This window comes from Streptomyces sp. ISL-99, assembly GCF_018614005.1.
Classification (GTDB): Bacteria; Actinomycetota; Actinomycetes; order Streptomycetales; family Streptomycetaceae; genus Streptomyces; species Streptomyces flavidovirens.
The window spans coordinates 83,237-108,933 of sequence record NZ_JAGGPC010000005.1; the positions used below are offsets into that span (position 1 = coordinate 83,237).

Sequence of the window (25,697 nt, forward strand, 5' to 3'; positions counted from 1 at the left end):
GCCAGACGTGAAGCCGGACGCCAGCATCTCCTACCAGCAGGTGGTCTTCGGGGACCGGGCCGCGGGATACGCGTTCCTCACCCGGTCGACGGCCACCAGCGAGAACACCATCGAGTGGGACGACGGCAACACGTATCCCGTCGTCGATGTCGAGATCTCCTCGGAGAGCCACCCGTTCTACACGGGCAAGGCCCGGGCAGTGGACACGGAGGGGCGGATCGCCCGGTTCGAGCGGCGGTACGGGCAGGAGGGGCCGGAGGGGCAGGGCGGCCGGGGCGGGCAGAGCGGTGAGGGCGGTCCGGCCGGTGAGGGCCAGTCGCCCGCGTAGCCGTCGGCTACAGGTCTTCCAGTTCCTCGTCGAGGCCCTCGAGCTCTTCGTCCAGACCCTTGAGCTCGTCCTCCTCTTCGTCCTCGTCGGGGGCGTCCGGATCGATGTCCGGTTCCTCCTCGGAAAGAAGCTGGTCCAGCGACTCGCCCCGATGCGCCTCCTCCGCCGTGTTGCCGAAGAATTCGGCCGGCGACCAGTGCTCGGGGGGCGAGATACCCGCGTCGAGGGGGTCGTACTCCAGATCGTCGCTCTCGAGCGTGTCCTGGGCGTCCAGAACGCCGTCGTCCTCGGGAGGAACCATGTTGTCTTCGCTCATGTGTCCCACTCCGTGCCTCGTCCGGCCCGATTGAGCTGCCCACATTGCCCACGCTGCCGCAGGCAGGCGCCCCTCGCATCCGGAACGGAAGAACCCACAGGGCCGGGGGATGTTCACCGGATGCGGTGCGGGTACGCGGGAACCAGAATGCCGACTGATCGACGAAACAAGGAGGCGGTATGAGCGAGGAATCCGTTTCGAGGCCGAAGCCGTCGGAGGTGACCCCCGACAGCCTGCTGCACACCGGCGCCACCGACGACGTCACGCCCGAGGACCTGGTGCTCTCCTCGGGGCGTGACGTGACTCCGGCGACTTTGGAGTGGGCGCGGCGCCGGCTGGAGAAGGAGGGCCGAGCGGCGATCGACACCCAGCTTCCTTAGCGCCCCGCGGCATCACACCCGCACTCACGCATTCCGCCGCGCACAGGCCGTCCTGTGCGCGGCGGAGTGCGCTCTCGGGGCAGGATGCGCGCGGCGGACCCGGAGCTCATCGGGGCGATGCCGGCCCGCTGATGCCGGGCGCGCCGGGCCGCAGCGAAGTGCGGTCTTCCCGCCAGGCGGCCAGTACGTGCTCCTCCCAGCGCGTCTCCAGCAGCACGCTCGCCCGGATGCCGAACGCGACGTCCCCGGCAAGCTGCGGCTCCCTGGCGAGCAGATCCCCGATCACGTCGCGGCGCATCACCTGTTCGTGCACGGCGTCCGCCTCGATGTGCTCGGTGAAGAAACGCGTGCACTCCTCGCCCGCGCCCAGCCGCTCCAGAGCCTTCGCCATCCGGCGCGCGCCGGGCGGAGAGGTGATCTCCAGCGTGGCGAAGTTCCCGACCATGGCGCCGCGCAGGGCACGGTGCAGTCCGAAGAGCGACATCGCGTTGACGGGGGCGAGTGTGACGGCGGGCGCGAACTCCAGGTAGCGGCCGTAGCGCGCGTCGAGTCCCGCGCCCTCCATCAGATCGGCGAACAGTCTGGCGTGTACGTTCTCACCGCGTCCGCCGCCGAACTCGTCGAACTCGACCGCCACCAGCGACGCCTTGGCCTGCCCCTCCAGCCGTGGAATCACCCATGCCTGCGGGTCGGCCTCCTTCAGCTGGTAGAGCGAGCGGTGGGCGAGGTACTCGCGCATCCGCTCCCAGGTGCCGTCGTGCATCAACTCGTGCGAGACACCCTGCCCCTCGGCCGGCTCGATGAGCAGCGCGTCCAGTGCGGCCGTCACGTCGTCGTCGCCGGCCGCCGCCGCCCGCAGCGCGCCCAGGAACGTCTCTTCCATGGCGCCGCGCAGCCGCAGCAGGTCCAGGTCCCATTCCCGCGTATCGCAGACACCCCGGAAGCCCCGGTAGTGCGGTTCGTACGCCATGTACAGGGCCAGCTGGAGATCGTCCCCGAACGGGTCCCAGGAAGCGGCCTCACCGGGCGGCGGGCCGGGCGGGGGAGAGCCGAGCAGTATGTCCCGCACGGCGCCCGAAAGGGGCCCGCGGGCGGAGGGCAGCTCAGGGGCGGCCGTCATGCGTCGTCGTCCTCCTCGATGTCGTGGACCCGTTCGAGCGGGTGTACGGCCGGTCCCTGGAGCACCTCGCCGCCGGTCCCGAACCGGGACCCGTGGCACGGGCACTCCCAGGTCCGTTCCGCGTCGTTGAACCGGACCAGGCACCCCAGGTGCGTACACCGGGCAGACAGCGCGTGCAGCTCACCGGCTTCGTCGCGGTGGACCGCCACATGACGGGCGCCACTGCGCAGCACCGCGCCCCCGCCGGGAGGGATCGCCGAGGCACGGCCGCCGCCCGTCACGAAGGGCAGCCGGTCGCCCACGAAATGACCGGCTGCGGCGGCCTGGAACCGCATCAGCGACGGGGCCTCCTTCAGCGGCTTCAGACGCACCGGGTCGTACAGGTCCGTCCAGGGCAGCTTTTCCCCGGTGATCCGGGCGGCGAGCAGTTTGCCCGACATCACGCCGCTGGCCATGCCCCAGCTGTTGAAGCCCGCCGCCACGAAGCTGTGACGCGCGCGCGGGTGCAGCGCGCCCACGAAGGGCACACCGTCCGTCGGCTCGTTGTCCTGGGCGGCCCAGCGATGCGTCAGCCGTACGTCGGGGAAGCGCTGCGTGGTCCACGTCTCCAGCCGCTCGTACCGTTCCTCGACCCGGCCCGCTCCCGGGGTGAACTTCTCACCCGTCACGATGAGCAGCCGCTGCCCTTCCCCGTACGGAGCGGTCCGCACCGAACGTGTCGTTCCCTCGGGCGTCAGGTACATCCCCAGCGGGTCCTGCCCGGACGGAATCACACCCGCCACGACCAGCTCGCGGTGCGGCTTCAGCCGCGCGAAGAGCAGCGAACGGTCGAAGACCGGGTAGTGCGTGGTGACCACGACGTCACGGGCCGAGACGGTGCGTCCGTCCTCCGTCGTCAGCCGGCACGGCTCGCCCTCGCGCAGTCCGACGATCCTGGTCCCCTCGAAGACCTGCCCGCCGCGCCGCTCCAGATCGGCGACCAGCGCGTACAGGTACTTGCGCGGGTGGAACAGGGCCTGGTCCTCCACCCGCACCGCGCCCGCCACGGGAAACGGCAGTCCCGTCTCCTTGACGTACGACGCGGGCAGCCCGGCCTCGCGGGCCGCCTCCGCCTCCGCCTCGACCGTGTGGGCTTCCTTGGCCGTCTCGGCGTACGTGAACGCCGGGAAGCGTTCCAGGTCGCAGTCGATCCCCAGTTCCTGGCACACGGCCACCACGTGCCCGATGGCGTCCTGCTGGGAACGGGCGTACAGGGCGGCGCCCTGCGCGCCACGGGTGCTGCGCAGCCGCTGGTAGAGGTTCCCGTGTAGGGCGGAAAGCTTTGCCGTCGTATGACCGGTCACTCCGGCGGCGACCCGGTTCGCCTCCAGCAGCGCGACCGTCCTCCCCGCCCGGGCCAGCTCCCAGGCCGTACAGATCCCGGCGATGCCCGCGCCGATCACCGCCACGTCCACGTCCAGACCGTCGGGCGGCCGGGGGCGCGCCGCGTCGTCGCCGTACTCCATCCAGTACGAACCGGGGCGGACGGGGACATCCCTCATTTGCTGCTCCTTCCGGCGGGGGCCGTTATGACCAGGGCTCTTCGAGGTACCCCCGTCCCATGCGCCTACTCAGACCACCTGGTGTCTACGCTCCACTGGAAGACACCGAACTCCTCGCACGGGTGACGCGTGAGGAGCCGCGGATGCCCGGTGCCGACGTGCTCGACGTCGGCACCGGCACCGGTGCTCTCGCGCTCGTGGCCGCCGAATGCGGTGCCGCCAGTGTCACCGCGACCGACCTGTCGCGCAGAGCCGTCCTCGCGGCCCGGTTCAATGCCCGGCTGCGAGGACATCCGATCCGTGTCCACCGAGGTGACCTGCTCAGCTCGTTCGCGGGGCGGAGCTTCGATGTGATCCTTTCCAATCCACCGTACGTCGCTTCGCCCGGCGGCGTACCGGCGAAGGCCGCCGATCTGGCCTGGTGGGCGGGTGCGGACGGCCGTGCGGTGCTGGACCGGCTGTGCGTGCAGGCGCCGCCCCTGCTGAGGCAGGGCGGCGTACTCCTTCTGGTGCAGTCGGCGCTGTGCGGCGTGGACGCCACCGTGGACGCCCTGACCGCGCGCGGGCTGCGGGCCGGGCCCGTGGCCCGCGAGACCGTGCCGTACGGCCCGGTGATGCGGCGGCACGCCGCCTGGCTGGAGGCCCAGGGGCTGGTGGACCCGGGCGAGACGAAAGAGGAATTGGTGGTCATCCGTGCCTGGCGCGACTGAGAGTTTTGGAACGCAGGACAGCCGCCCCGCCCGGCGGGTCGTGGTCGACCCCGAGGGCCCGGTGATGGTCGAGGGGCCGGTGGAGATCACACTGGCGGACGGCACGACCGCCCGCTCCGACCGGTTCATGGTGGCCGTCTGCACCTGTCGGCGCAGCCGCCGCTACCCCTGGTGCGACACAAGTCATCGCCGCAGAACGGTTGCCCGGCCCGCGGGCGGGTACCCGGCGGATTCCAGCAAACGGACCGTCACATCCGAACCAGGAGGGACGATGACAACCGCACGCCAGATCATGTCCAAGGGCACGGAGTGCGTGGGCGAGCAGGAGACCCTGGCGGACGCCGCCCGGACGATGACGCGGCTCGGTGTGGGCGCCCTGCCCATCTGCGGCACCGACGAGAAGCTCAAGGGCATGCTGACCGACCGCGACATCGTGGTGCGGGCACTCGGCGCGGGCAAGGACCCGAACGCGACCACGGCCGGCGAACTCGCGCAGGGCGAGGTGGTGTTCGTACAGGCCGACGACAGTGTCGAGCAGGTGCTCCGCAAGATGACGCAGCACAAGGTGCGCAGGCTGCCCGTGATCGACGACCACCGGCTCGTCGGCATGGTCGCCCAGGCCGATGTCGCCAAGGCGCTGCCCGAACCCCAGGTCGGTGAGCTCCTGGAGGCCCTGTCCACCGACTGATCACGGGCGACGACATGGGCGACATTCTGGTGGGCACCTGCTCGTGGACCGATCCCGCGCTGGTCTCCAGCGGCTGGTATCCGACGGGTGCCCGGGGAGCCGAGGGGCGGCTGCGGCACTACGCCGCCCGGTTCCCTGTCGTGGAGGCGGACAGCACGTTCTACGCGCTGCCCGCCGAGCGGGTCAGCGCCCTGTGGGCCGGGCGCACCCCCGAGGGCTTCCTCTTCGACGTGAAGGCGTTCGCCCTCCTCACCGGGCACGGCGCCCGGGTGGGCGCGCTTCCCGCATCCCTGCGGCCACCGGGCCTCGACCCGGCGGCGTGGGTACGCAAGTCCCAGCTGCCCGAGGACGCGGTGACGCAACTGTGGCAGCGGTTCACGGCCGGCGTCGCGCCCCTGCGCGACGCCGGCCGGCTGGGCACCGTGCTGTTCCAGTTCTCCCCCTGGTTCCGGCCGGGCGCCCGCTCACGGGCGTACATCGAGGAGTGCAGGGAGCGCGCCGGGACGCCGATCGCCGTGGAGTTCAGACATCCGGGGTGGCTCACGCCGGACCGTATCGACGAGACGGCGGGCTTCCTACGGGACCAGGGCATACCACTGGTGGCCGTCGACACGCTCCAGGGACTGCCCGATTCGGTGCCGCCCGTCGCGGAGGCGACGGCGCCGGGTCTCTCCGTCGTACGGTTCCACGGGCGCAGCCCGCAGTGGGGCACCGGCAGCAAGGAGAACCGCTACCGGCACCACTACACGCGGGACGAACTCCGGGACTGGCTCCCGCGCGTCCGCGCGCTCGCGGAACGCACGGACCAGGTCCACGTGCTCTTCAACAACTGCTGTGCGCAGGCGTCGGTCGAGGCGGCCGCGACGATGTCCGAACTGCTGACGGATCAGCGCGACGAGGGCGATCTGCGCGATGACAGCGATCGGCGCGATGACGGCGATCGGGTGCGGGAAGCCCTTCCAGATTCTTGAAACACGTTCTACTGTGTCGGCCGCCGTAGGAACGCGACACTCTGGAGGGGCCGTGCACCTCGAATACACGCCTGAGCAGACGCGGTTGCGCGCCGACCTGCGTGCGTACTTCGCCGAGCTGGTACCCGACAACGCCTACGCCCGGTACGCCGAACCGGCGGCCCGGAAGCGCTTCTACCGCGCCACCGTCCGCCGCCTCGGCGCGGACGGATGGCTGGGCGTCGGATGGCCCGAGGAGTACGGCGGGCGGGGGCTCTCGCCGATGGAACAGTTCATCTTCTTCGACGAGGCCGCGCAGGCCGGCGTGCCGCTGCCGCTGATGGCCCTCAACACCGTGGGCCCGACGATCATGCAGTTCGGCACGGACGAACAGAAGACGTTCTTCCTCCCCAGAATCCTGGCCGGGGAGATCGACTTCGCGATCGGGTACAGCGAGCCCGACGCGGGCACCGACCTCGCCGCCCTGAAGACCCGCGCCGTACGTGAGGGCGACGAGGCCACCGGCCACTACACCGTCAACGGACAGAAGATCTGGACCACCAACGGGGACACCGCCGACTGGGTCTGGCTCGCCGTACGCACCGATCCCGACGCACCGCCCCACAAGGGCATCACGATGCTGCTCGTGCCGACGAGCGAGCCCGGCTACTCGTGCACCCTCATCAACACCCTCGCCTCGCACGACACCACGGCCAGCTACTACGAGAACATCCGCGTCCCCGTCTCCCGCCGCGTCGGCGACGAGAACAAGGGCTGGCGGCTCATCACCAACCAGCTCAACCACGAACGCGTCACCCTCGCCGCCCACGGCACCATGGCCATCCGCGCGCTCCACAACGTCCAGCGCTGGGCCGCCGGAACCAAGCTCGCCGACGGGCGCCGCGTCATCGACCTCGGCTGGGTCCGCGGACGCCTCGCGAGGACCCACACCAGGCTCGACGCGATGAAACTCCTCAACTGGCAGATGGTGTCCGCCCTCCAGCAGTCCACCCTCACCCCGCAGGACGCCTCCGCGGTAAAGGTCTACGGCTCGGAGGCGCGCCGCGACGCCTACGCCTGGCTGATGGAAGTCCTCGGCGCGGCAGGCCCGTTGAAAGAGGGATCGGCGGGCGCCGTCCTGCACGGCGAACTCGAACGCGGCTACCGCAGCGCCGTCATCTTCACCTTCGGCGGCGGGAACAACGAGATCCAGCGCGAGATCATCTCCTGGATCGGCCTGGGCATGCCACGAGTACGCCGCTGAGGTCCCGTGAACACAGACGCTGGTTGCCACATACCGTGCCCGCAGCCAGGTGACCCGCACGGCAAAGCCCTGCGGGAACCTGGCGAGTGAGGGAGTGTGATCAGGTCCAGGGGCTGACCGCCGTGAAGGAGCTGTCGGCGCGGAAGGTGGCGTTGTCCTGGTAAGGGTCAACGCGTAGCTCGTAGTTGTGGTGGCGGAGGTAGCGGCCGGGGTAGTTGTACGACTCCAGGCTGGCCGAGCCGGTGGCCGAACCCGGCCGGGCGCAGTAGGTGGCGTCCTTGTTGAAGAGCGCCGTGCCGTTGCCCGCGTCGAAGCGGACCCGCAAGTCCAGGTGGCGCAGGTAGCGACCGGATGAGTCACGGAACGAGTAGCAGGTGGAGTCGGCCAGTCCGGGGACGACGGTGAAGGTGGCGCTCTGCTTGACCGCTGTGGCGCTGGAGGATGCCACCGGGTCGATGTAGCCGAGGCTGTCCGGCCGCACGGCGGCGTAGCGGCCGGGGAAGTTGACCGGCTGGAGCGAGCGGGTGGTGTTCGTCGGCAGGGTGGCGCCGCCGGAGACCGGGTCGATGCTGCTCAGGGTGGGGGCGACCTTCTTGATCAGGCCCGCCGGAGTCGAACTCCATCCTGTCGATGGTGGTTTCGCGGTGGGTGCCGTCACCGCCGGGGATGGCGAAGCGGTGGTACGCGATGTACCAGTCGTCGGTGTTCGGCACCTGGACGACCGAGTGGTGGCCGGGTCCCTTGATGCCCAGGGAGAGGTCCTTTTCCAGGATCAGGCCCCGCTTGGTCCAGGGGCCGGTGGGCGAGGAGCCGGTCGCGTAGGCGACGCGGTAGTTCTCGTCCCGGGTGTCGTTCTCCGACCACATGAGGTAGTAGGTACCGTTGCGCTTGATGACGAAGGTGCCCTCGTTGTAGCCGCTGGGGGTGATGTCGGTGACCTTCGACGCATCGAAGGTCACCATGTCGTCGTTGAGCGGGACGACGTACGCCCTGCCGTTGCCCCAGTAGAGGTACGACTTGCCGTCGTCGTCGGTGAAGACCGCCGGATCGATCATCTGGCCGGTGAGTGCGCCGCGAGGGATCAGCGGCTTGCCCAGGGGGTCTTTGAACGGGCCGGTGGGCTGGTCGGAGACCGCGACGCCGATGTTCGTGTCGGCGGAGTAGTAGAAGTAGTACTTCCCGTTCTTCGCGGTCATCGTCGGGGCCCACGCGCGGCCGTCGGCCCAGCCGATGTCAGGACCGAGGTCCAGGATGACGCCGTGGTCCTTCCAGTGGACCAGGTCCTTGGAGGAGTACGCCTTGAACTGCGTGCCGCTCCAGCCCGGTAAGCCGTCGGTGGACCGAGCGCGGCAGCGCGGCGGAGGTCCGGGTGTTCTGCTCGGTGGAGTACTTCCCGGAGGCGATGCCGGTCCGGAACGAGTTGCCGGTGGTGAACAGGTACCCGTTGCCGGCGCCGTTGCTGGTGTTGCCGAAGCCGTAGAGGAAGTACGGCGTGGCCTGGGTGGCGTCGATCTGCACGTCCATCGAGACGGTGATCGAGTTCATGCCGCTCATGATGGTGTCCGGCACCTTGATGTAGGTGTCGGAGCCGTTGAACGTGAGCCCTTCCCCGGCACCCGACCAGCCCGCGGTGCCGTTGACGGTTCCGTTCCGGCCGTGGCCCGAGGCGTCCACCGCCACGGTGCCCGAGGTGGCGTCGAGTTTGTACCAGATGGCCAGGCCGTCGGTGATCTCCGCCGCCTGGGCAGGGGCCGCCGGGCCGACGACGCCCACCAGGAGCGAGACGGCGGCGGCCACGGCGGCCGGAGCGCTCTGCCGGAATCGTCGGCGGCCCTGAGGTTTCACGCTGTGCATGGGTTCACATCCCCTGAAGAAGACATGCCTGAGGAGGGGCGCAGGCTTCAGCCGAGGTGCTGCTGACGTTCCGCCCGTATGACATCGCGTTGCGCGAGTGTGAGTTGGGACATGAGTCAAGGTCAATAGTTTTCGAACCATGTCCGACACGTCGAACACTTTTCTTTCGGCTTGGCAACTCGCCGCCGCCCGCGGCAGTGTCCTGCCGACGATGCCCGCGTCGAGCGAACCAGTTCGACACGTTCGCCCCAGAGGTCGGAACGAGTGGCTCGAGCGCGCACGGCCGATGTGCGAAGTTGTTCAACAATCAAGCTTGTCCGATCCATTGACGTCCCTCCATCCACACCTCTACCTTCTGATCGAATTCGCGAACAGTGTTCGTGATATCGAACGACCTGCTGTTTCGAAGGGACAATTCCCGGGGCGAAAGGGAGGGAGCCTTACTCGCGACAGCCCATCTCCGGTCGCTGCCACGTCCGAAGGAACTCCGGCTCCACTTGTAGAGATCAGGAGATGCAATGTCCGCGGTTCTCGCCCGGCTGGCGGCGATATTGGTCGCCGCCAGCCTGCTCTTCACATCCCAAGTCCTGACCGCACCTCAGAGGGCCGTGGCCGCTGACCCGGGCTACCTGATGACGCATTTCATCGGGGAGGGGGCGACCAATCAGCAGATCTACTTCTCGCACAGCACGGACGGTCTGCACTGGAACGACCTCAACGGCGGAGGGACGGTCCTGCGCTCCACGGTCGGCACGCGCGGGGTGCGCGACCCCGCCCTGGTGCGCTCCCCGGGCGGCGACCGGTACTGGATCATCGCGACCGACCTGTGCATCGGCTGCGGACAGTCGTGGGGGGACTCCCAGACCAACGGCAGCCGCAACCTCGTCGTGTGGGAGTCCACGGACCTCGTCACCTGGTCGGCGCCGCGCCTGCTCAACGTCGCCGGCGCGATCCCCGACGGGTGCAACGCATGGGCGCCGGAGGCAATCTGGAACCCGCAGACCAACGACTACGTCCTGTACTGGGCGACGAACGCGACGCTCAACGGTGTGCTGAAGCACCGCATCTACTACGCCCGCACCGCGGACTTCCGCACCATCAGCACCCCCCGGCTCTACATCGACCGCCCCGGCACCCAGGGCATCATCGACACCCAGATCCTCGAAGTGCCGTCAGGTACTGGCAACTACCGCTACGTGCGGGCCTCCGGTGACAGCCAGATCACGCTCGAAGGCAGCAACTCGATCCTCGGAACGTGGACCAGCCTCGGCAACCTCTCCGGCATCGGCCTCACCGGCTCCCAGGTCGAGGGCCCGATGTGGATGAAGTTCAGGGACCGCAACAAGTGGGCCCTCTACCTCGACCAGTACGCCTCGGGACGCGGTTACATGCCGGTCCCGACGACCAACCCGGCCACCCCCGGCACCTACCAGCTTCCGGCCTCGGGAAGCTACAACATGGGCGGCACCAAGAAGCGCCACGGCTCGATCCTGAACCTGACGGCCGCCGAGGAGAGTCGCGTGCTCGCACGCTGGCCCAACACGGCGATCAACCGGCTCCAGTCGTACAACCACCAGGACCGGTACGTGCGGCACTCCAACTTCGAGGTGCGCATCGACCCGAACGTCAGCCCCGCCCAGGACGCCCAGTTCCGGCTGAGGCCCGGCCTGGCGGGCTCCGGCACCGTCTCCTTCGAGTCGGTGAACTTCCCCGGGCACTTCCTGCGGCACTTCAACTTCGACTTCCAGCTCGCCTACAACGACGGCACCACCGCCTTCGCCGAGGACGCCACCTTCCGCCAGGTCGCCGGGCTCGCTGACTCAACATGGTCGTCGTTCCAGTCGTACAGCCATCCGGGCCGGTACATCCGGCACTACGCCTTCCAACTGCGGCTCGACCAGATCACCACCGCGACGGGGCGCAGCGACGCCACCTTCCGCGTGACGAGCTGATCCGACAGGGATGCCGGCGCCCTCCCCACCACCGCCGTTGACGCACGAGCATTATCGAATATCTCATGTGCAATAACGTTTGTTCCAATGACTTTTTGCTCGGTTAAGACGTTCCTTGTTGTTTGCACGTCGACTGGGCAGCTGAAGCGGAGGCCTCACCTCATGCGTCGAGCCTGGCTCCTCGTCCTTGCCGTGCTGACGGCGCTCTTGCCGCAGTTCCTCCTGGCGGGCACCGCCCATGCGGCGACCGTCACCATCCCCAACGGAACCCAGTTCACCGACACCACGGGCGCCGGCGTGCACGCCCACGGCGGCGGTGTGATCAAGGTCGGTTCCTCCTACTACTGGTTCGGGGAGAACCGCAACGAGGACAACACCTTCCGGTACGTCTCCGCGTACCGCTCCACCGACCTGAAGACCTGGGAGTTGGTACGCCACGTCCTGACCCGGGCCGCCGACCCCGAGCTGGCCGACGCCAAGATCGAACGCCCCAAGGTCGTATACAACAGCGCCACCGGCAAGTACGTCATGTGGATGCACAAGGAGAACGCCGGCGACTACAACCAGGCCCGCGCCGCGGTCGCCGTCTCCGACACCGTCGACGGCGACTACACCTGGCAGGGCAGCTTCCGGCCGCTGGGCCACATGTCCCGCGACATCACCCTGTTCAAGGACGACGACGGCACCGGCTACATGATCTCCGCCGCTCGCGACAACTACGACTTGCACATCTACCGGCTGACCGCCGACTACACCGGCGTCGACACCCTCGTCGCCAACCCCTGGCCCGGAGGCCACCGTGAGGCGCCCGCCCTCTTCAAGCGCAACGGCGTCTACTTCATGCTGACCTCCGGGGCCACCGGCTGGAATCCCAACCAGCAGAAGTACTCCACCGCCACCGACATCGCCGGGCCGTGGACCGCGATGCGGAACGTCGGCGACTCCACCGCCTACGGCTCCCAGACCGCGTACGTCCTGCCGGTCCAGGGCACTGCGGGCACCGAGTACCTCTACATGGGCGACCGCTGGGGCAACTCCTTCGGCCAGAACGTCAACGCCTCCAAGTACGTCTGGCTGCCACTGGAGTTCCCCACCTCCACCACCATGACCATGGACTGGTACCCGCAGCTCAGCATCGACACGGTCACCGGAAAGGTCGACGGCGTCGGCGGGCCCTGGGAGACCCTCACCGCACGACACAGCGGCAAATGCGTCGACCTGCCCAGCAAGTCGCTGGACGACGGCGTCCAGTTCACCCAGTACGCCTGCAACGGCGGCTTGAACCAGGCGTTCTGGTTCAAGGACATGGGCAACGGCTACGTCCAGCTCATGGCCAAGCACAGCGGCAAGTGCGTGGACGTGGCCGACAACTCCACCGCCAACGGCAACAAGATCACCCAGTGGCCCTGCTCCACCGGCACGAACCAGCAGTGGCAGGTTCAGGACGCCGGTAACGGCTACGTCCGCCTGGTCTCCCGGCTGAGCGGCAAGTGCCTCGACATCGCCGACAACTCCAGTGCCGACGGGGCCAAGCTCATCCAGTGGTCCTGCGGCACCGGCGCCAACCAGCAGTTCAAGCGCGGAGCCTGAGTGACCGCGTCCCCTGGGGAGGGCCCGCTCCAGGGCTTGTGTTCGTATGTGATCGGATGAGGTGGCATCCTCACCACCTGACGGAGGAAACGATGATGCCCAGTGAGGACCGGGACCGGTCCCCGTACACCGGGTGGACCAGGCGGCACTGGACCGCGCTCGCGGACCGGATGCTCGTGGCTGTCGACCCGTACCGCTCCCCGGGTGGGGCCCGGATCGACCTGCCCGGTCCGGCGAGCCGCAACGGCGCGGTCTCCGACGGCCTGGAGGGCTTCGCCCGCACCTTCCTGCTCGCCGGTTTCCGCCTCGCGGGCGAGAAGGGCGCGGATCCGGCGGGCATGCTGGAGCGGTACGCCGAGGGCCTGGCGGCGGGCACCGACCCGTACTCGCCGGAGGCGTGGCCCCGCCCGGACGAACTCGGCCAGGCCAAGGTCGAGGCCGCCTCCATCGCGCTGGTGCTGCAACTGACCAGGCCCTGGCTGTGGGACCGGCTCGACGACGGGGTACGTGAGCGGATCACCGCATGGCTGGGGACCGTCGTCGGACAGCCCTATCCGCCGATCAACTGGGTCTGGTTCCGGATCGTCGTGGAGTCGTTCCTGCGCGAGGCCGGCGGACCGTGGTCGGCGGGCGACATCGAGGAGGACCTGGCCGTCCATGCCTCGCTGCGCCGGCCCGGCGGCTGGCTCAGTGACGGGCAGGAGCGGGCCTACGACCACTACACCGGCTGGGCACTGCACCTGTATCCGCTGCTGTGGACCCACCTGTTCGACGTCACCGGCACCCTGTGTCCGCCGACCCTGCGCCAGACCTGGACCGCGGACCTCGCACGCTACCTCGACGACGCGGTCAGCCTGGTCGGCGCCGACGGCTCCCCGCTGATGCAGGGACGTAGTCTCACCTACCGCTTCGGCGCCGCGGCGCCCTTCTGGGTCGGCGCGGTCACCGGAAGCGGCGGTCAACCGCCCGGACTGGTGCGCCGCGTGGCCAGCGGCATGGTCCGGCACTTCACCGACCACGGCGCCCCCGACCGGGACGGACTGCTCAACCTGGGCTGGCATGGGGCCTGGCCCGCGATGCGTCAGGCGTACTCGGGGCCCGGCTCGCCGTACTGGGCGACGAAGGGCATGCTCGGTCTGATGCTGCCCGCGGAGCACCCGGTGTGGACGGACCCGGAACTGCCGCTGCCGGTGGAGACCGGGGATGTCGCACGGGTGATCAGCGCCCCTGGCTGGCTTGTCGGCGCGCGGCGCGGCGATGGCATCGCGGTGGTGCTCAACCACGGCACCGACCACGCACACCCCGGCGCCCTGACCGCGGACTCGCCGCTGTACGCGCGGCTGGGTTACTCCACAGCGACCGTTCCTCCCCTGGCCGGCGCGGCGGCGACGGACCCGGTCGACAACGCGGTCGTGCTGCTCGACGACGCCGGCCGGGCCAGCCACCGCAGCGGTTTCGAGACCCTGTTCGCCCGAGAGCTCCCCGGCGGGGTGCTCGCCGCCGCCTCGCGGGGACCGGTGCGCTGGGTCGATGTCAGCGCCGACGACTCACCCGACCACGGCTCCGGCCGCACGGGATCGACGACCCCGGGGCCGGTGATCACCGTCGTCTCTCTGCTGCGCGCGGGGACGGAGGTCCGGCTGGTCCGGGTCGACGCTCCGCCGGCACAACCGGATCCCGCCTGGCGCTCGGTGCGCATCGGCGGCTGGCCGGTCGCCGCTGACGCTCCGCCCGAGACCCGGACAGGGACCGGCCCGTCGGGTGCTCCGTACGCCGGAGCGGGAACCTCTCGCCTGCGGTCCAGGCTGCGCGGCCTGCTGGGTCTGCACAGCGGGGGAGTGGCCACCGGGAAGGACGACAGCCCCCTCGGCGCCCGGACCGCGACACCGTGGCTGGTCACGGACGGCGTGCCCTACGGTGAGGTGCTCGCTGCCGCGGTGATCCTCGACCGGGGAGGCCCGGACGATGCGGACCCACTGGACCCGGCTGTTGCTGTGCATTCCGGTCCCGGCGGTGGCCACCGGGCCGAGCTGACCTGGCCGGACGGCCACACCACCGAGGTCGATCTGCCTGCCGCGCCGCATGAGGCCGTCTGATCCGCCCCCCCCGTAGATGGCGGAGGTCGCCGACGAGCAAAGGAGTACCCGGGCGGGGGCGGCCGCCCGGTCCTGGCAACCGCTACCCGGGTGGCCGGGTTGCGGCCGCTGACGCGGCACCAGGGGCGTCACAGCGACGCCGCCCTCTTGACCGAGGACTCGCGCAGGATCAGCTCCGGCAGGATGAGGACACGCTGCGCCGGGCGGCGCTTGCCCTCCATGAGCCTGGCGACCATCGTCTCGACCGCCACGCGGCCGACGCGGACCTTGGGCGGACGGACGGCCGTGATCGCCGGCTGGGTGCCGCCCTGGTGCTCGTCAACCAGGCGCCGCTGATCGGGCTGGCCGTGGTGCCCGGCTGTGCGCTGTTCGTCGTCTGGCGCAACTGCCGTGCCATGTCGGCCCCGGTACGACCCGGCCCTCTCTGACCCCCCGTCTGCCCGGCCGCCCTGACCACAGGCCGGCGGGGTGCCACCTCCTGTTCACAGAGCCGCAGGCGGGTTCGCTACGGCCCGAACCACTTGGGCAAGGGCCACCGCGTGCCATCTGAACAGCGGCTGCCACGGCCGCCCGTCCCGAGAGGAGAACCATGTTCCACTCCCGTGTCACCCGCACCTTCCGCAGTGCTCGCTCCGCCAGACCTGTCGCGCAGCGGCGCCTGCTCCACCGAGTGCTGGCAGCCGCGCTGACCACACTGGTCGCCGTGCCCATCACCGTGCTGTCCGGTGCGTCGCCGGCCGCGGCGGCTGTGGATCCCAGCCAGTTCAAGGGTGTGAACTGGGCCCGTATCGGAGACAACTTCGTCGACGGCCCCGTCGTCCTCGAAGGCTTGAGCGTCTCCGACAGCTACATGACCGTCAAAGCCAAGACGGACGCCCTCTACAGCGGGTTCCGGAGCACCACCGGCGCCGACACCGTACGGCTGCCGATCAACACCTACTCCGTCCCCGGCACGACGTGGGGCGACGCGTACGCGGGAGCCATCGACGCCGCGACGGCCAAGGGCTTCAAGGTCATCCTGTGCTACTGGGAGGACGGGGCCTCCTCCGGCGGCAGAATCGTCAACACGGCCGCCTTCCACTCGATGTGGGACGCCGTCATCAACAAGTACGGGTCCAACGGCCGGGTCTACTTCGAGCCGATGAACGAGCCCCACGGCTACAGCGCCACCGACTGGCGCAACGTCGCCGCCTCCTGGATCGGACGCTACTCGTCCCTCCCCAGGGAGCGCATCTTCGTGAGCGGGCACGGCTACAACGGCGACGTCACCTCCGTGTGCGGAGACAGCCGCCTGGACGGGACGTATCTGTCGCTTCACCTGTACGCGTTCCAGTTCAGCGCCAGGTCCTACGACGAGTGGATGAACCTGTTCAAGTCCCGGATCGGCTCCTGCGGCGCCCGCACCGTCCTGGACGAGTTCGGCGCGCCGCTGGACGACGGCCGCGACTACAACGACCCGAACAGCACGGACCACTTCGTCCGTTACATGCGCGCCGCCACCGACACCGTCCGTGCTCAGGGGATGGGCGCGGTCTACTGGCCGGCCCTCGGCGGCAAGCGCTCGGTCCGGCCCACGCACGACTGGTACTCCCTGTACGCGCTCCAGGGCAGCGGCACCGACCTGAAGCTGAGCGTACGCAACACCACCATGGTCGACCGGCTCGAGTACGCCTGGAACATCGGCGAAGGCTCGCCCACCACGACGCTGCGGAACGCCGGCGTCCCGGGCTGCCTCGACGTCCCCGGAGCCACTCAGCAGAACAACACCCAGATCCAGGTCTACAACTGCAACAGCGGATCGAACCAGCAGTGGACCAGAACGGCCGGGGGGACAGATCACCGTCTACGGCGGGGCCAAGTGCCTGGACGTCTCGGGACAGGACACAGCCAACGGCACGAAGGTCGGCATCTACGACTGCAACGGCCAGGCCAACCAGAAGTGGACCTTCTACTCCGACGGCACGATCCGCGGCGTTCAGTCCGGTCTCTGCCTGGACGTGAGCCAGTCCACGCCCAAGACGCAGCTCTGGTCCTGCTGGGGCGGCAGCAATCAGAAGTGGCAGATCGTGTAGTCGGCGCCGTGGCCCGCAACTCTGCCGGGGCGTGATGCAGGGGTTGTCCGGCCGGCCGGGTGTGAGGGCACATCCGACCGGCCGGCCATCAGGACAGCCGCTGCACAACAGGCGTCACACGCGCACAGCCGTGAGCGGCGTCATGACGTGCGGTAACGGCCACAGAGGCTCCACCGTGATCGGCTGCATGCCCCCTGAAGCCGTCCGTCCTGGGCGCGTTCGGGGCGCGTTCGGGGCGCGAGGACAGGAACAGACTGACGAGAGCTGAGAAGCTCCCGCCGTGGAGGTGCTCGTGCGGTGTGCGGGGAGTCGTCGGTGAGCTTGTCGGCGAGCTGCCCGTACCAGCGGAACGTGTTGATGGCGGCGCGCAGTTCGATGTCGTACGCGTCGGTGATCGGCTTGCCCATCTCCAGGCTGACCGTGAGGGCGAGCTGCTCGCGTCGCTCGTCGAGGAGTTCGGCGATCCGGGGTGACGAAGTGGGACGTGCCGTTTCAGGCGGCGGAGGAGGGAGATGCACGCTTCGCGGTGCAGGGGCGGAAACGTTCCATGAAGCTGTACCGATGTGCGTACTGCTGAAGCTGGTTGGCAAAAGCGCAACGTGGTGATCTGGAGACTCCGAGCGGCTGTGGTCACAGGTCCACGACTGGCCGACCCTTCGCCACTGGTCCTGGACCACCTGCTCTACGGCCTTCTCGTGAATTTCAGAGCATGATGAGCAGACGCGTGTTCGGCTTGAGCTTTCTGTTCACCGAACGACTCTGCACGTACACCTCCAACTTGGGATTACGCCCCGCCTTCACGGAGACGGTCCCCTGGATACCCGTGCCGAACAGAAGACTGCGTGCCGCGTCGCCCGTGTATGCGCGGTCAGTGTCCTTCTCGACCACGATGACTTCCTTGTCGGGCTGCACCTGAACCCGGGTGCCCAGCTGGTAGTAACACGACCCGCGTTCGTACGTCACGCCCGGATGCGAATCAACGAAGGACCGAATCTCGACCTCCGTGTCGACCTTCAGGAGTCGGTACTTGTCGGCCGGGACCGGTTCGAGGTTCGCCCGCACGTCGTCGACCGATATGTCCTGGCCGACCGCGAACAGGTTTTTCGTGCCGCGCACGCCCTGCTCACGGCCACGGAGGAAGCTGGTGGCGGCAGCGCGCACGGTGCCGATCGCCTCCTCGACACCCTCCTGGGAATCCGCATCCCAGATGGCGATGTTTCCGGCCGGGAAGCCGTAGTTCTGGGCGGTTCGCTTCGCCAGGGAATTCGGAACGAGGATCGCGGAAGTCCAGTGGCCCGGAAGCGCCCCCATCTTCGCCGCGATCTTGTCGAGCCAGGGACCGAGGATGGCCATGTCGCCGTCGTGCCGTCTGTCGCCGCCGGAGGCGTTCTCCTCGCCGTCCGTCACCACGATCTGGAGAAAGCTGTGCTCGCCGTACGCCTCCCAGATGTGGCCCAGGTCGTCCAGGGATTTCAGTGAGGCTTCGATGAGGGCCGTAGCGCCATTGTTGACCTTGTACAGACCCCGCATGGACGGCAGATGCTTCACGTCCATGTCCCAGACCAGGTTCTCCACCTTGTGGTCGAAGGAGTAGAGGCTGATCCGGGTCTCATGACCGAGGCTGTCCGACTCAGCCTTCAAGCCCGCCACGAACTCGTCCACTACACGGACGAGTTGACTCTGGTGCTGACGCATGGAACCCGAACAGTCCACTACCAGCGCGACGTGATTCACCTTGTGCTGGATCTTGTTGGCGGACATGTTTCTGCTCCTTCTCCGAGGTTCCCCGAGTGATGTCTCCACACTATGAGGAGGCACTGACAACGGAGCCTGACGGACGATCACCCCCCTGCCCCGCGGCAGACCCAGGGCGGGAGGCCGTGGTGAGAGCCAGACGCGCAGCACCCCGAGGATGGCGACGGCTACATCCCGCCCACTTCCCGCTACCCGACAACCCCCTGTGGTTCTGGCCCTTACTCACCCTGCAGCCGACCTCAGATGTTTCGCAGCACGGTTGTGACGGGATCGGCCTCCAGCAACGCCAGTGATCGTTAGTAAGCTCGGGGCACGGCTGTACTTCGTGTGATTCCTCTGCTGTTGGGGGACGCCGTGCGGCGGTTGCCTATCGGGGATGTGGCGCGCTGGTGGCGATGATGTTCGAACTTCTCGGGCAGCGACAACGAGAAGTACAACGACTCAAGAGCCGCCGTCGCGCATGCGATGGGCGAGCCCTTCTCCGAGGCGGACGGCTCCAACAGCAACTCCGCCGGGCCCGGCGCAGCGCACCCGGCACCACCTCGACGAAGCCTATGGCGAAAGCGTGGCCGACAGCACGGGTTACCGAAAAGGCGAACAGGTGGGCCTTGCCGACGCCTAATCCCCCCGCGTAGGAAAGCGCACACTCGCAGCATGGCGTACGGAGTGGCCGGGGACACCGCGCGTCGTCGTTCTCACCGGAAGTCCCGGCAGCGGGCGCTCACGCCTGCTTGCCGGATTCCTCATGCTCTGCGACCCGGAGTTCCGCAAAGGGCTGCCGCTCGACGAGATGGACCCCACAACCGCGCCGCCCGACCTGCCCGCACCCGCCGTGCCGGCAGCGGCAGGCCGTACAGCAAGCCAGGTGCTGTGGTTGGTCGCCGATCACTACGAACTGACTGCGTCCAGCACCAAGGGTGTGTACGGGGAGCTGGCCTCTCTCGACCGTCCAGTGACCTCGTCGTTCCGGATTCGACCGGGCCGGTCCCGTGCGTGCGACGGACGAGCCCGCACGAGTCGTGCGGGAGGTGCTCAAGCCACTCGCCGCCACCGAGACTGTCCGCCTACTCGTGGACGTACCGCGCGAAGTACGCGTGGCGGGTCAGCACTGCTCATCCACAGCCTCGTCCAGCGGACGCCCCTCGGCGCCATGTCCCCCGAGCGGATACAGCGGCCTTCCGAGGAGGAGCGCGCCTCTGCTCCGCTCGCGCTCAGCGTGGTGGGGACTACCTGCGTGTGGGGAACCGCGCCGACGAGGAGATCGTGGCCGCACTGATCTCCGACGTCCCCGGAGATGACCGGCGAGCTTGAGGTCGGGATGCTCTCCCACCATGTCGTGCCGCACGTCCACCACCGCAGCGGATCGTTGCCGTACGACCGCAACGTGGTCGCGGGATGCTTCAAGTCCCTTCCCGGGAAGCCCTACTTGACCCGTCACAGACGCTTGAACGCTTGATTACGCAGAATCACGTTGCGATCACGTTAATCGGACGCATCTTGACGCTTCCCCCACCACAGAGTTGGCTTTCGGCCACCTTGGCCGCAATTGATGCGGCCTGTCAGGGAGGTTGGATTCAATCAATGAACGCACTTCTGCGTCGTGCTGCCGTCGCAGCCGCCGCCCCCGCTATAGCCATGTCTCTCTTCGGTTGCGGGACGACCGAGGAACCGGGGGTGAGGCTGAGTGACGACATCGTTGTTGGTCTGCTGCTCCCCGAGAACCAGGCCGCTCGCTACGAGCAGTTCGACAAGCCGGTCATCGAAGAGCGCATCGCGTTGCTCACCAACAGCAAGGGCACGGTCCGCTACGCCAACGCGAACAACGACGCCGATCTGCAGACGCGACAGCTCGAATCCATGATCGAGGACAAGGCCGACGTGCTGATCGTGGACGCGGTGGACTCCAAGGCCATAGCCGGCGCGATACAGAAGGCGGACGACGCCGGCATCCCGGTCGTCGCTTTCGACCGCCTCGCCGAGGGCCCCATCGACGGATATGTCTCCTTCGACAACGAACAGGTCGGCCACATCCAGGGCAAATACCTGCTGAAGGCCCTCAAGGGCAAGACCGGGTCCGGTTCGGGGTCCGGGTCCGCGTCGGGCAAGGTCGTGATGATGAACGGCGCCCTCACCGACCCGAACGCCGCCATGTTCAAGAAGGGCGCCCACACCGAGCTCGACGGCAAGGTCGAGATCGGCCTCGAGTACGACACCAAGGACTGGAAGCCGGAGAACGCCAAGGCGAACATGGAGGCCGCGATCGCCTCCCTCGGCAAGGACGCCATCATCGGCGCCTACTCCGCCAACGACGGCATGGCGGGCGGCATCATCGCCGCGCTCAAGGCCGCCGGTGTCACCGATCTTCCGCCGGTCACCGGCCAGGACGCCGAACTGGCGGCCGTGCAGCGCATCGTTGCCGGTGATCAGTACATGACCGTCTACAAGCAGTACGCACCGGAGGCAGAAGCCGCCGCGGAGATGGCCATCCTGCTGGCCAGGAACATGTCGCTCGGCGCCGCCGCGCACACGGACATCGACACCCCGACCGAGACGTCCGTCCCGACGGTGCGCATCCCCGTCATCGCACTGACGAAGGACAACATCAAGGAGACCGTCGTCGCTGACGGCCTCTACACGGTGGAGCAGATCTGCGTCCCCGAGGTTCAGGCAGCGTGCGAGGAGCTGGGGCTCGAGTAGTGCCGCTGGGCGCGGCCTCGTACGTCCTGATCGTATCGGTGACCGGAGTCAGACCCGCCGTACCGGCGGGACGTGTGGGGGCGGTCGGCAACCGACGCGGGCACCGGTGGGCGCTACGGCGTCGGTGAGCCGGAGCTGCTGCCGTGGGTGCACTGCGAGGCGACGATTTCCTCCGCAAACCCCCCGTGCATCCGCTGCTCGTACCGGCGCGCGCACTGCGGTGGCGGCGCGTGGCCGCCACCGCGTACGCCTCACTGCCTCCCTGCGCCCACGACCTGTACGGCCGCCCCCGCCCCCACCCCGCGAACGGCGACCCGCAGGCTCGCAGTCACCGGAACGGGCCTGCGCCGCACCCCCTCCCGTGTGCGGTGGCGACTGCCGCCCGGTCACATTCTGTAGGCAATGCCGCGCCTCGGCCCCGACGCACGCCCCGCCCCGTACAAAGTCCGCAGACAGGCGGCCATACTGGACGGGCCGGGGAGGGCGCAGCGGAGTGACGGGGGCGACAGTACGAGATGGCGGACACCAGGCTGATCCAAGGCCGGTACCGGCTGCTCGATCTGATCGGGCGCGGGGGCATGGGCGAGGTGTGGCGTGCCCTCGACGAGTCGCTGGAGCGCAAGGTCGCCGTCAAATGCCTCAAGCCGGTAGGGCCTCAGCACGACCCGTCCTTCACCAGAGTGCTGCGCGAACGCTTCCGCAGGGAGGCGCGCGTCGCGGCCGCTCTGCAGCACCGCGGCGTCACCGTCGTCCATGACTTCGGCGAGCACGACGGCGTGCTCTATCTCGTCATGGAACTGCTCGAAGGACGCAACCTCAGCCAGCTCCTCGAGGACAACAAGGCCCACCCGCTGGACGTCGCCGATGTCGTCGACATCGCCGAGCAGGTCGCCTGGGCCCTCGCCTACACGCACGAACAGGGCATCGTCCACCGCGACCTGAAGCCCGCCAACATCATGCGGCTGGCCGACGGCACGGTGAAGATCTGCGACTTCGGCATCGCACGTCTGGGCCATGACATCGGCTTCACCTCCCGGCTCACCGGCACCGGGATCGCCATGGGAACCCCGCACTACATGTCGCCCGAGCAGATCAGCGGCGTCGAGGTAGACCACCGCAGCGACCTCTACTCGCTGGGCTGTGTGCTGTACGAGATCGCCACCGGCGTTCCGCCGTTCGACCTCGACGACGCCTGGGCGGTCCTCGTCGGCCATCGCGACACGCCGCCGGAGCCGCCGCGCACCCACCGCCCGGAGCTCCCCGGGTTCTTCGACCGCATGGTCCTCGACCTGCTCGCCAAGACCCCCGGGGAACGGCCCGCCGACGCCAGGGAACTGGCGCACCGCCTGACCGCCGCGCGCTCGTCGGGTCCCGTTGCCGCGCACGCACCGCGCCTGCCTGCCGGGCGCCCCGAACAGCCGCCCTCCCGCGCCCCGCGCCTGCCCTCCTGGACGCGTGGCATGACCACCGGCCACAAGGCGAGCGGCACGTGGGCGCTCCCGCCCACCCCGCCCGACCCTTCCGCGGGCCTGACGGGGGAGTGGACGACCGGCGTCGACCTGCGGGCCGCCGCCGTCCCGGTCGCGCGCCGGCCCGAGCGGCCCACACCCCCGCCGGAGGTGCTGGCCGTACTCAACAGCAGGCACAACGCCGGTCTCAGCCTCGGCCGCCTCGGCCGCTGGAACGAGGCGGGCGAGGTGCACCGCGCGGTCGCCGCCGAGCGCGAACACGCCCTGGGCCCCGATCACCCCGACACGCTCGCCAGCCACTACGAGGTCGGTTTCACTCTCAGCAGGACCGGGCGCGCCGCCGACGCCCTGCGCGAGTTCGGCCACGTGGCCGAGGGCCGCGAGCGCACCATGGGTCCCGACCACCCCGAGACTCTCGCCGCACGCCAGGAGATGGCGTATGTACTCGGGCAGCTCGGCCGTCACTTCGAGGCACACCAGGTGTACGCCGCCGTCCTCGCCTCCCGGGAACGCACCATGGGCGCCGAGCACCCCGACACGCTGCGCTGCCGCCACAACCTCGCGTTCAACCTGAGCAGGCTGGGGCGCCTGGAGGACTCGTACCGCATGGCGCACGAAGTCGCCACGGCCCGGGCCAGGGTGCTCGGCGCGACGCACCCCGACACGCTCGTGACGCGGTACGAGGTCGCGTACGCACTCGGGCAGCTCGGGCGCTGGGCCGAGGCCCTCCAGATGTACCGGGAAGTCGCACAGGACCGGGCGCGGGCGCTGGGGGCCGATCATCCCGACACGCTCGCCGCCCGCTACGAGGTCGGCATCAGCCTGGGCCGGCTCGGCCGCAGCGCGGAAGCCCTGGAGCTCTACCGGGCACTGGTCGACGACCGCACCCGCGTGCACGGACCGGCCGATCCCGAGACACTGCGCGCGCGGCACGGGCTCGGCGTCAACCTGGGCCGCCTCGCCCGCTGGGAGGAGGCCCTGGCCGAGGCCCGTGACGTATGCGCGATCCGCGAACGCGTCCTGGGCGCCGATCACCCGGACACGCTCGTCAGCCGCCGGGAGGTCGCTGTCGGCCTCGGCTGGCTCGGCCGCTGGTCCGACGCGCTGACCGTCTACCGGCAGGTCGCCGAGGCGCGCGAACGCGTCCTGGGCGCCGACCACCCCGACGCCCTCGCCAGCCGCAATGACGAGGCGCACTGTCTGGAGCAGCTCGGGCGCGGTGCGGAGGCGGCCGGGCTGTACCGGCGGGTGGCCGCTCTGCGGCAGCAGCGCGGAGCGCGGAGCCACTGAGTTCCGGGTAGTACAGGTGTGCAGGGAGCGGAGAGCTGAGAGAGCTGAGACAGGAGTGCGTACGCCATGCCCGTACAGGACAGCTATGACGCCGTGATCGTCGGCGGCGGCCACAACGGCCTCGTCGCCGCCGCCTATCTGGCCCGGGCCGGGCGCTCCGTGCTCGTGCTGGAACGTCTGGACCACACCGGCGGTGCGGCGGTGTCCACCCGCCCCTTCGCGGGAGTCGACGCCCGGCTCTCCCGCTACTCGTATCTGGTGTCCCTGCTGCCTCAGTCGATCGTCCGCGATCTGGGGCTGGACTTCGCCGTGCGCAAGCGCACTGTCTCCTCGTACACGCCGAGCGGAAGCGGCGGCCTGCTGGTCGGCGGCGGTACGGACAGGACCAGGGAATCGTTCGCCCGGCTCACGGGCGGCGACGCGGAGTTCGCGTCCTGGCAGTCCTTCTACGCCGTCATGCGGCGCGTCGCCGAGCGCGTCTTCCCCACCCTCACCGAGCCGCTGCCGACCCGGGAAGCCCTGCGCGCCCGTATCGGCGACGAGGCGGCCTGGCGGATGCTCTGCGAGGAGCCGCTCGGAGTCGCGATCGAGGAACACTTCGCCCACGATCTCGTACGGGGCGTAGTCCTCACCGACGCGCTCATCGGCACCTTCGCCGGCGCCCACGACCCCACGCTGCCGCAGAACCGCTGCTTCCTGTACCACGTGATCGGCGGCGGAACGGGCGACTGGGACGTTCCCGTGGGTGGCATGGGAGCGCTCACCGACGCGCTCGCGAAGGCAGCCGGGGCGGCGGGCGCCGAGATCGTCACGGGACATGAGGCGACCCGTATCTACACCGACGGCCGTCACGCCGAGGTGACCTTCCGGAGCGACACGGGTGAGGGCGCTGTCGCCGCCCGGCACGTTCTCGTCAACGCCTCACCCGAAGCGCTCGCGACGCTCCTGGGGGAGGCGACTTCCGCCTCCGCCTCCGCCTCCGCCGAGGGGGCGCAGCTCAAAGTCAACATGCTGCTGCGCAGACTCCCGCGCCTGCGCGACCGTTCCGTGGCACCGGAAGAAGCGTTCGCGGGAACGTTCCATGTCGCGGAAGGGTACGGTCAGTTGGCGGCGGCGTACGAAGAAGCCGCGTCGGGGCGGCTGCCCGGCGCGCCGCCCTCGGAGATCTACTGCCACTCCCTGACGGACCCCTCGATCCTTGGCCCGGAGCTCGCCGCACAGGGCTACCAGACTCTGACGCTCTTCGGTCTGCACACCCCCGCACGCCTTTTCACCCACGACAACGAAGCGGCTCGCGCCGAGCTCCTGGCGGCGACTCTCGCGCAGCTCGACACGTACCTCGAAGAGCCCCTCACCGACTGCCTCGCGCTCGATGCGAACGGCCGCCCCTGTATCGAGGCGAAGACCCCGCTCGATCTCGAAAGCGAACTGCGGCTGCCCGGCGGCAACATCTTCCACCGCCCGCTCTCCTTCCCGTACGCCGACGAGTCAGCCGGGACCGGCCGGTGGGGCGTCGAGACGGCGCACGCGAACGTCCTGCTGTGCGGGGCGGGCGCCGTCCGCGGCGGGGGAGTGAGCGGCATCCCCGGCCACAACGCGGCGATGGCGGTTCTCGGGCGCTGAAC

At 69.2% G+C, this 25,697-nt stretch carries 20 protein-coding genes and 5 pseudogenes; 16 read left to right on the plus strand and 9 right to left on the minus strand.

What is annotated here, in order from left to right:
- Positions 1–7: 7 nt before the first annotated feature.
- Positions 8–328: a type B 50S ribosomal protein L31 gene (locus tag J7E91_RS03045; protein WP_214898882.1), complete on the plus strand. Its 321-nt coding sequence runs from the start codon at positions 8–10 to the stop codon at positions 326–328.
- A gap of 7 nt (positions 329–335) precedes the next feature.
- Here the strand turns inward: J7E91_RS03045 and J7E91_RS03050 are convergent, their stop codons facing one another.
- Positions 336–644 (minus strand): hypothetical protein, encoded by a 309-nt coding sequence (locus J7E91_RS03050; RefSeq protein WP_214898884.1) that lies wholly within the window; start codon positions 642–644, stop codon positions 336–338.
- A 179-nt stretch (positions 645–823) separates the two neighbouring features.
- Between J7E91_RS03050 and J7E91_RS03055 the strand changes: the two genes are divergently transcribed.
- Positions 824–1,024: a hypothetical protein gene (locus tag J7E91_RS03055; protein WP_028812157.1), complete on the plus strand. Its 201-nt coding sequence runs from the start codon at positions 824–826 to the stop codon at positions 1,022–1,024.
- Positions 1,025–1,130: 106 nt separating this feature from the next.
- Here J7E91_RS03055 and J7E91_RS03060 read toward each other — a convergent pair whose 3' ends face one another.
- Positions 1,131–2,144: an iron-containing redox enzyme family protein gene (locus J7E91_RS03060; RefSeq protein WP_214898886.1), complete on the minus strand. Its 1,014-nt coding sequence runs from the start codon at positions 2,142–2,144 to the stop codon at positions 1,131–1,133.
- Entirely contained in the window at positions 2,141–3,685 is a 1,545-nt protein-coding gene (locus tag J7E91_RS03065) for an FAD-dependent oxidoreductase (protein ID WP_214898888.1), read from the minus strand. The genes J7E91_RS03060 and J7E91_RS03065 overlap by 4 nt, the downstream gene beginning before the upstream one ends.
- Positions 3,686–3,744: 59 nt before the next feature.
- On the opposite strand from J7E91_RS03065, the gene J7E91_RS03070 reads away from it, so the two are divergent.
- From J7E91_RS03070 to J7E91_RS03085, 5 genes and pseudogenes are all read left to right on the plus strand, one after another.
- Positions 3,745–4,395 carry a HemK2/MTQ2 family protein methyltransferase gene (locus tag J7E91_RS03070; protein ID WP_214898891.1) on the plus strand — a complete coding sequence of 217 codons (651 nt, stop codon included), beginning with the start codon at positions 3,745–3,747 and terminating at the stop codon, positions 4,393–4,395.
- A 64-nt stretch (positions 4,396–4,459) separates the two neighbouring features.
- Positions 4,460–4,573: pseudogene (locus J7E91_RS37210) on the plus strand (CDGSH iron-sulfur domain-containing protein); the annotation flags it as partial.
- Positions 4,574–4,666: 93 nt separating this feature from the next.
- Entirely contained in the window at positions 4,667–5,083 is a 417-nt protein-coding gene (locus tag J7E91_RS35640; protein ID WP_251015096.1) for a CBS domain-containing protein, read from the plus strand.
- A 14-nt stretch (positions 5,084–5,097) separates the two neighbouring features.
- The gene (locus tag J7E91_RS03080; RefSeq protein ID WP_214898895.1) at positions 5,098–6,054 is read left to right on the plus strand and encodes a DUF72 domain-containing protein; all 957 of its coding nucleotides are present in this window, start codon (positions 5,098–5,100) and stop codon (positions 6,052–6,054) included.
- 52 nt (positions 6,055–6,106) lie between these two features.
- On the plus strand, positions 6,107–7,297 hold the full coding sequence (locus J7E91_RS03085; protein ID WP_214898897.1) for an acyl-CoA dehydrogenase family protein: 1,191 nt from the start codon (positions 6,107–6,109) through the stop codon (positions 7,295–7,297).
- 100 nt (positions 7,298–7,397) lie between these two features.
- Here J7E91_RS03085 and J7E91_RS03090 read toward each other — a convergent pair whose 3' ends face one another.
- The 3 genes and pseudogenes from J7E91_RS03090 to J7E91_RS03100 all read right to left on the minus strand — a co-directional run bounded on the left by J7E91_RS03090 (position 7,398) and on the right by J7E91_RS03100 (position 9,151).
- Positions 7,398–7,778: an AbfB domain-containing protein gene (locus J7E91_RS03090; protein ID WP_308376000.1), complete on the minus strand. Its 381-nt coding sequence runs from the start codon at positions 7,776–7,778 to the stop codon at positions 7,398–7,400.
- Between the two features lie 72 nt (positions 7,779–7,850).
- A pseudogene (locus J7E91_RS03095) lies at positions 7,851–8,637 on the minus strand (family 43 glycosylhydrolase); the annotation flags it as partial.
- On the minus strand, positions 8,531–9,151 hold the full coding sequence (locus J7E91_RS03100) for a hypothetical protein (protein WP_214898901.1): 621 nt from the start codon (positions 9,149–9,151) through the stop codon (positions 8,531–8,533). The gene J7E91_RS03100 and the pseudogene J7E91_RS03095, both read right to left, overlap by 107 nt.
- A gap of 518 nt (positions 9,152–9,669) precedes the next feature.
- Between J7E91_RS03100 and J7E91_RS03105 the strand changes: the two genes are divergently transcribed.
- The 3 genes from J7E91_RS03105 to J7E91_RS03115 all read left to right on the plus strand — a co-directional run bounded on the left by J7E91_RS03105 (position 9,670) and on the right by J7E91_RS03115 (position 14,789).
- Entirely contained in the window at positions 9,670–11,103 is a 1,434-nt protein-coding gene (locus J7E91_RS03105; RefSeq protein WP_214898903.1) for a glycoside hydrolase family 43 protein, read from the plus strand.
- A 162-nt stretch (positions 11,104–11,265) separates the two neighbouring features.
- Entirely contained in the window at positions 11,266–12,693 is a 1,428-nt protein-coding gene (locus tag J7E91_RS03110; RefSeq protein WP_214898905.1) for an RICIN domain-containing protein, read from the plus strand.
- Between the two features lie 92 nt (positions 12,694–12,785).
- Positions 12,786–14,789 (plus strand): DUF2264 domain-containing protein, encoded by a 2,004-nt coding sequence (locus J7E91_RS03115; protein WP_214898907.1) that lies wholly within the window; start codon positions 12,786–12,788, stop codon positions 14,787–14,789.
- A 128-nt stretch (positions 14,790–14,917) separates the two neighbouring features.
- Here J7E91_RS03115 and J7E91_RS36945 read toward each other — a convergent pair whose 3' ends face one another.
- Positions 14,918–15,040 (minus strand): hypothetical protein, encoded by a 123-nt coding sequence (locus tag J7E91_RS36945; RefSeq protein WP_308375987.1) that lies wholly within the window; start codon positions 15,038–15,040, stop codon positions 14,918–14,920.
- 599 nt (positions 15,041–15,639) lie between these two features.
- Here J7E91_RS36945 and J7E91_RS35645 point away from each other — a divergent pair.
- A pseudogene (locus tag J7E91_RS35645) lies at positions 15,640–16,569 on the plus strand (glycoside hydrolase family 5 protein); the annotation flags it as partial.
- Between the two features lie 82 nt (positions 16,570–16,651).
- Complete coding sequence (locus tag J7E91_RS35650; protein ID WP_251015121.1) at positions 16,652–16,861, plus strand: RICIN domain-containing protein; 210 nt, start codon at positions 16,652–16,654, stop codon at positions 16,859–16,861.
- A gap of 140 nt (positions 16,862–17,001) precedes the next feature.
- Here the strand turns inward: J7E91_RS35650 and J7E91_RS36660 are convergent.
- A pseudogene (locus tag J7E91_RS36660) lies at positions 17,002–17,328 on the minus strand (aldehyde dehydrogenase family protein); the annotation flags it as partial.
- A 235-nt stretch (positions 17,329–17,563) separates the two neighbouring features.
- Positions 17,564–18,622: a vWA domain-containing protein gene (locus J7E91_RS03135; RefSeq protein ID WP_214898909.1), complete on the minus strand. Its 1,059-nt coding sequence runs from the start codon at positions 18,620–18,622 to the stop codon at positions 17,564–17,566.
- A gap of 1,575 nt (positions 18,623–20,197) precedes the next feature.
- Here J7E91_RS03135 and J7E91_RS03140 point away from each other — a divergent pair.
- From J7E91_RS03140 to J7E91_RS03150, 4 genes and pseudogenes are all read left to right on the plus strand, one after another.
- Positions 20,198–21,313, plus strand: coding sequence for a sugar ABC transporter substrate-binding protein (locus tag J7E91_RS03140; RefSeq protein WP_214898911.1), 1,116 nt, complete (start codon positions 20,198–20,200; stop codon positions 21,311–21,313).
- Positions 21,314–21,468: 155 nt separating this feature from the next.
- Positions 21,469–21,847 (plus strand): annotated as a pseudogene (locus J7E91_RS35655) (DUF2236 domain-containing protein); the annotation flags it as partial.
- Positions 21,829–24,072, plus strand: a complete 2,244-nt coding sequence (locus tag J7E91_RS03145) for a tetratricopeptide repeat protein (RefSeq protein WP_214898913.1) — start codon at positions 21,829–21,831, stop codon at positions 24,070–24,072. The pseudogene J7E91_RS35655 and the gene J7E91_RS03145, both read left to right, overlap by 19 nt.
- A gap of 66 nt (positions 24,073–24,138) precedes the next feature.
- The gene (locus J7E91_RS03150; RefSeq protein ID WP_214898915.1) at positions 24,139–25,695 is read left to right on the plus strand and encodes an NAD(P)/FAD-dependent oxidoreductase; all 1,557 of its coding nucleotides are present in this window, start codon (positions 24,139–24,141) and stop codon (positions 25,693–25,695) included.
- Positions 25,696–25,697: the final 2 nt, after the last annotated feature.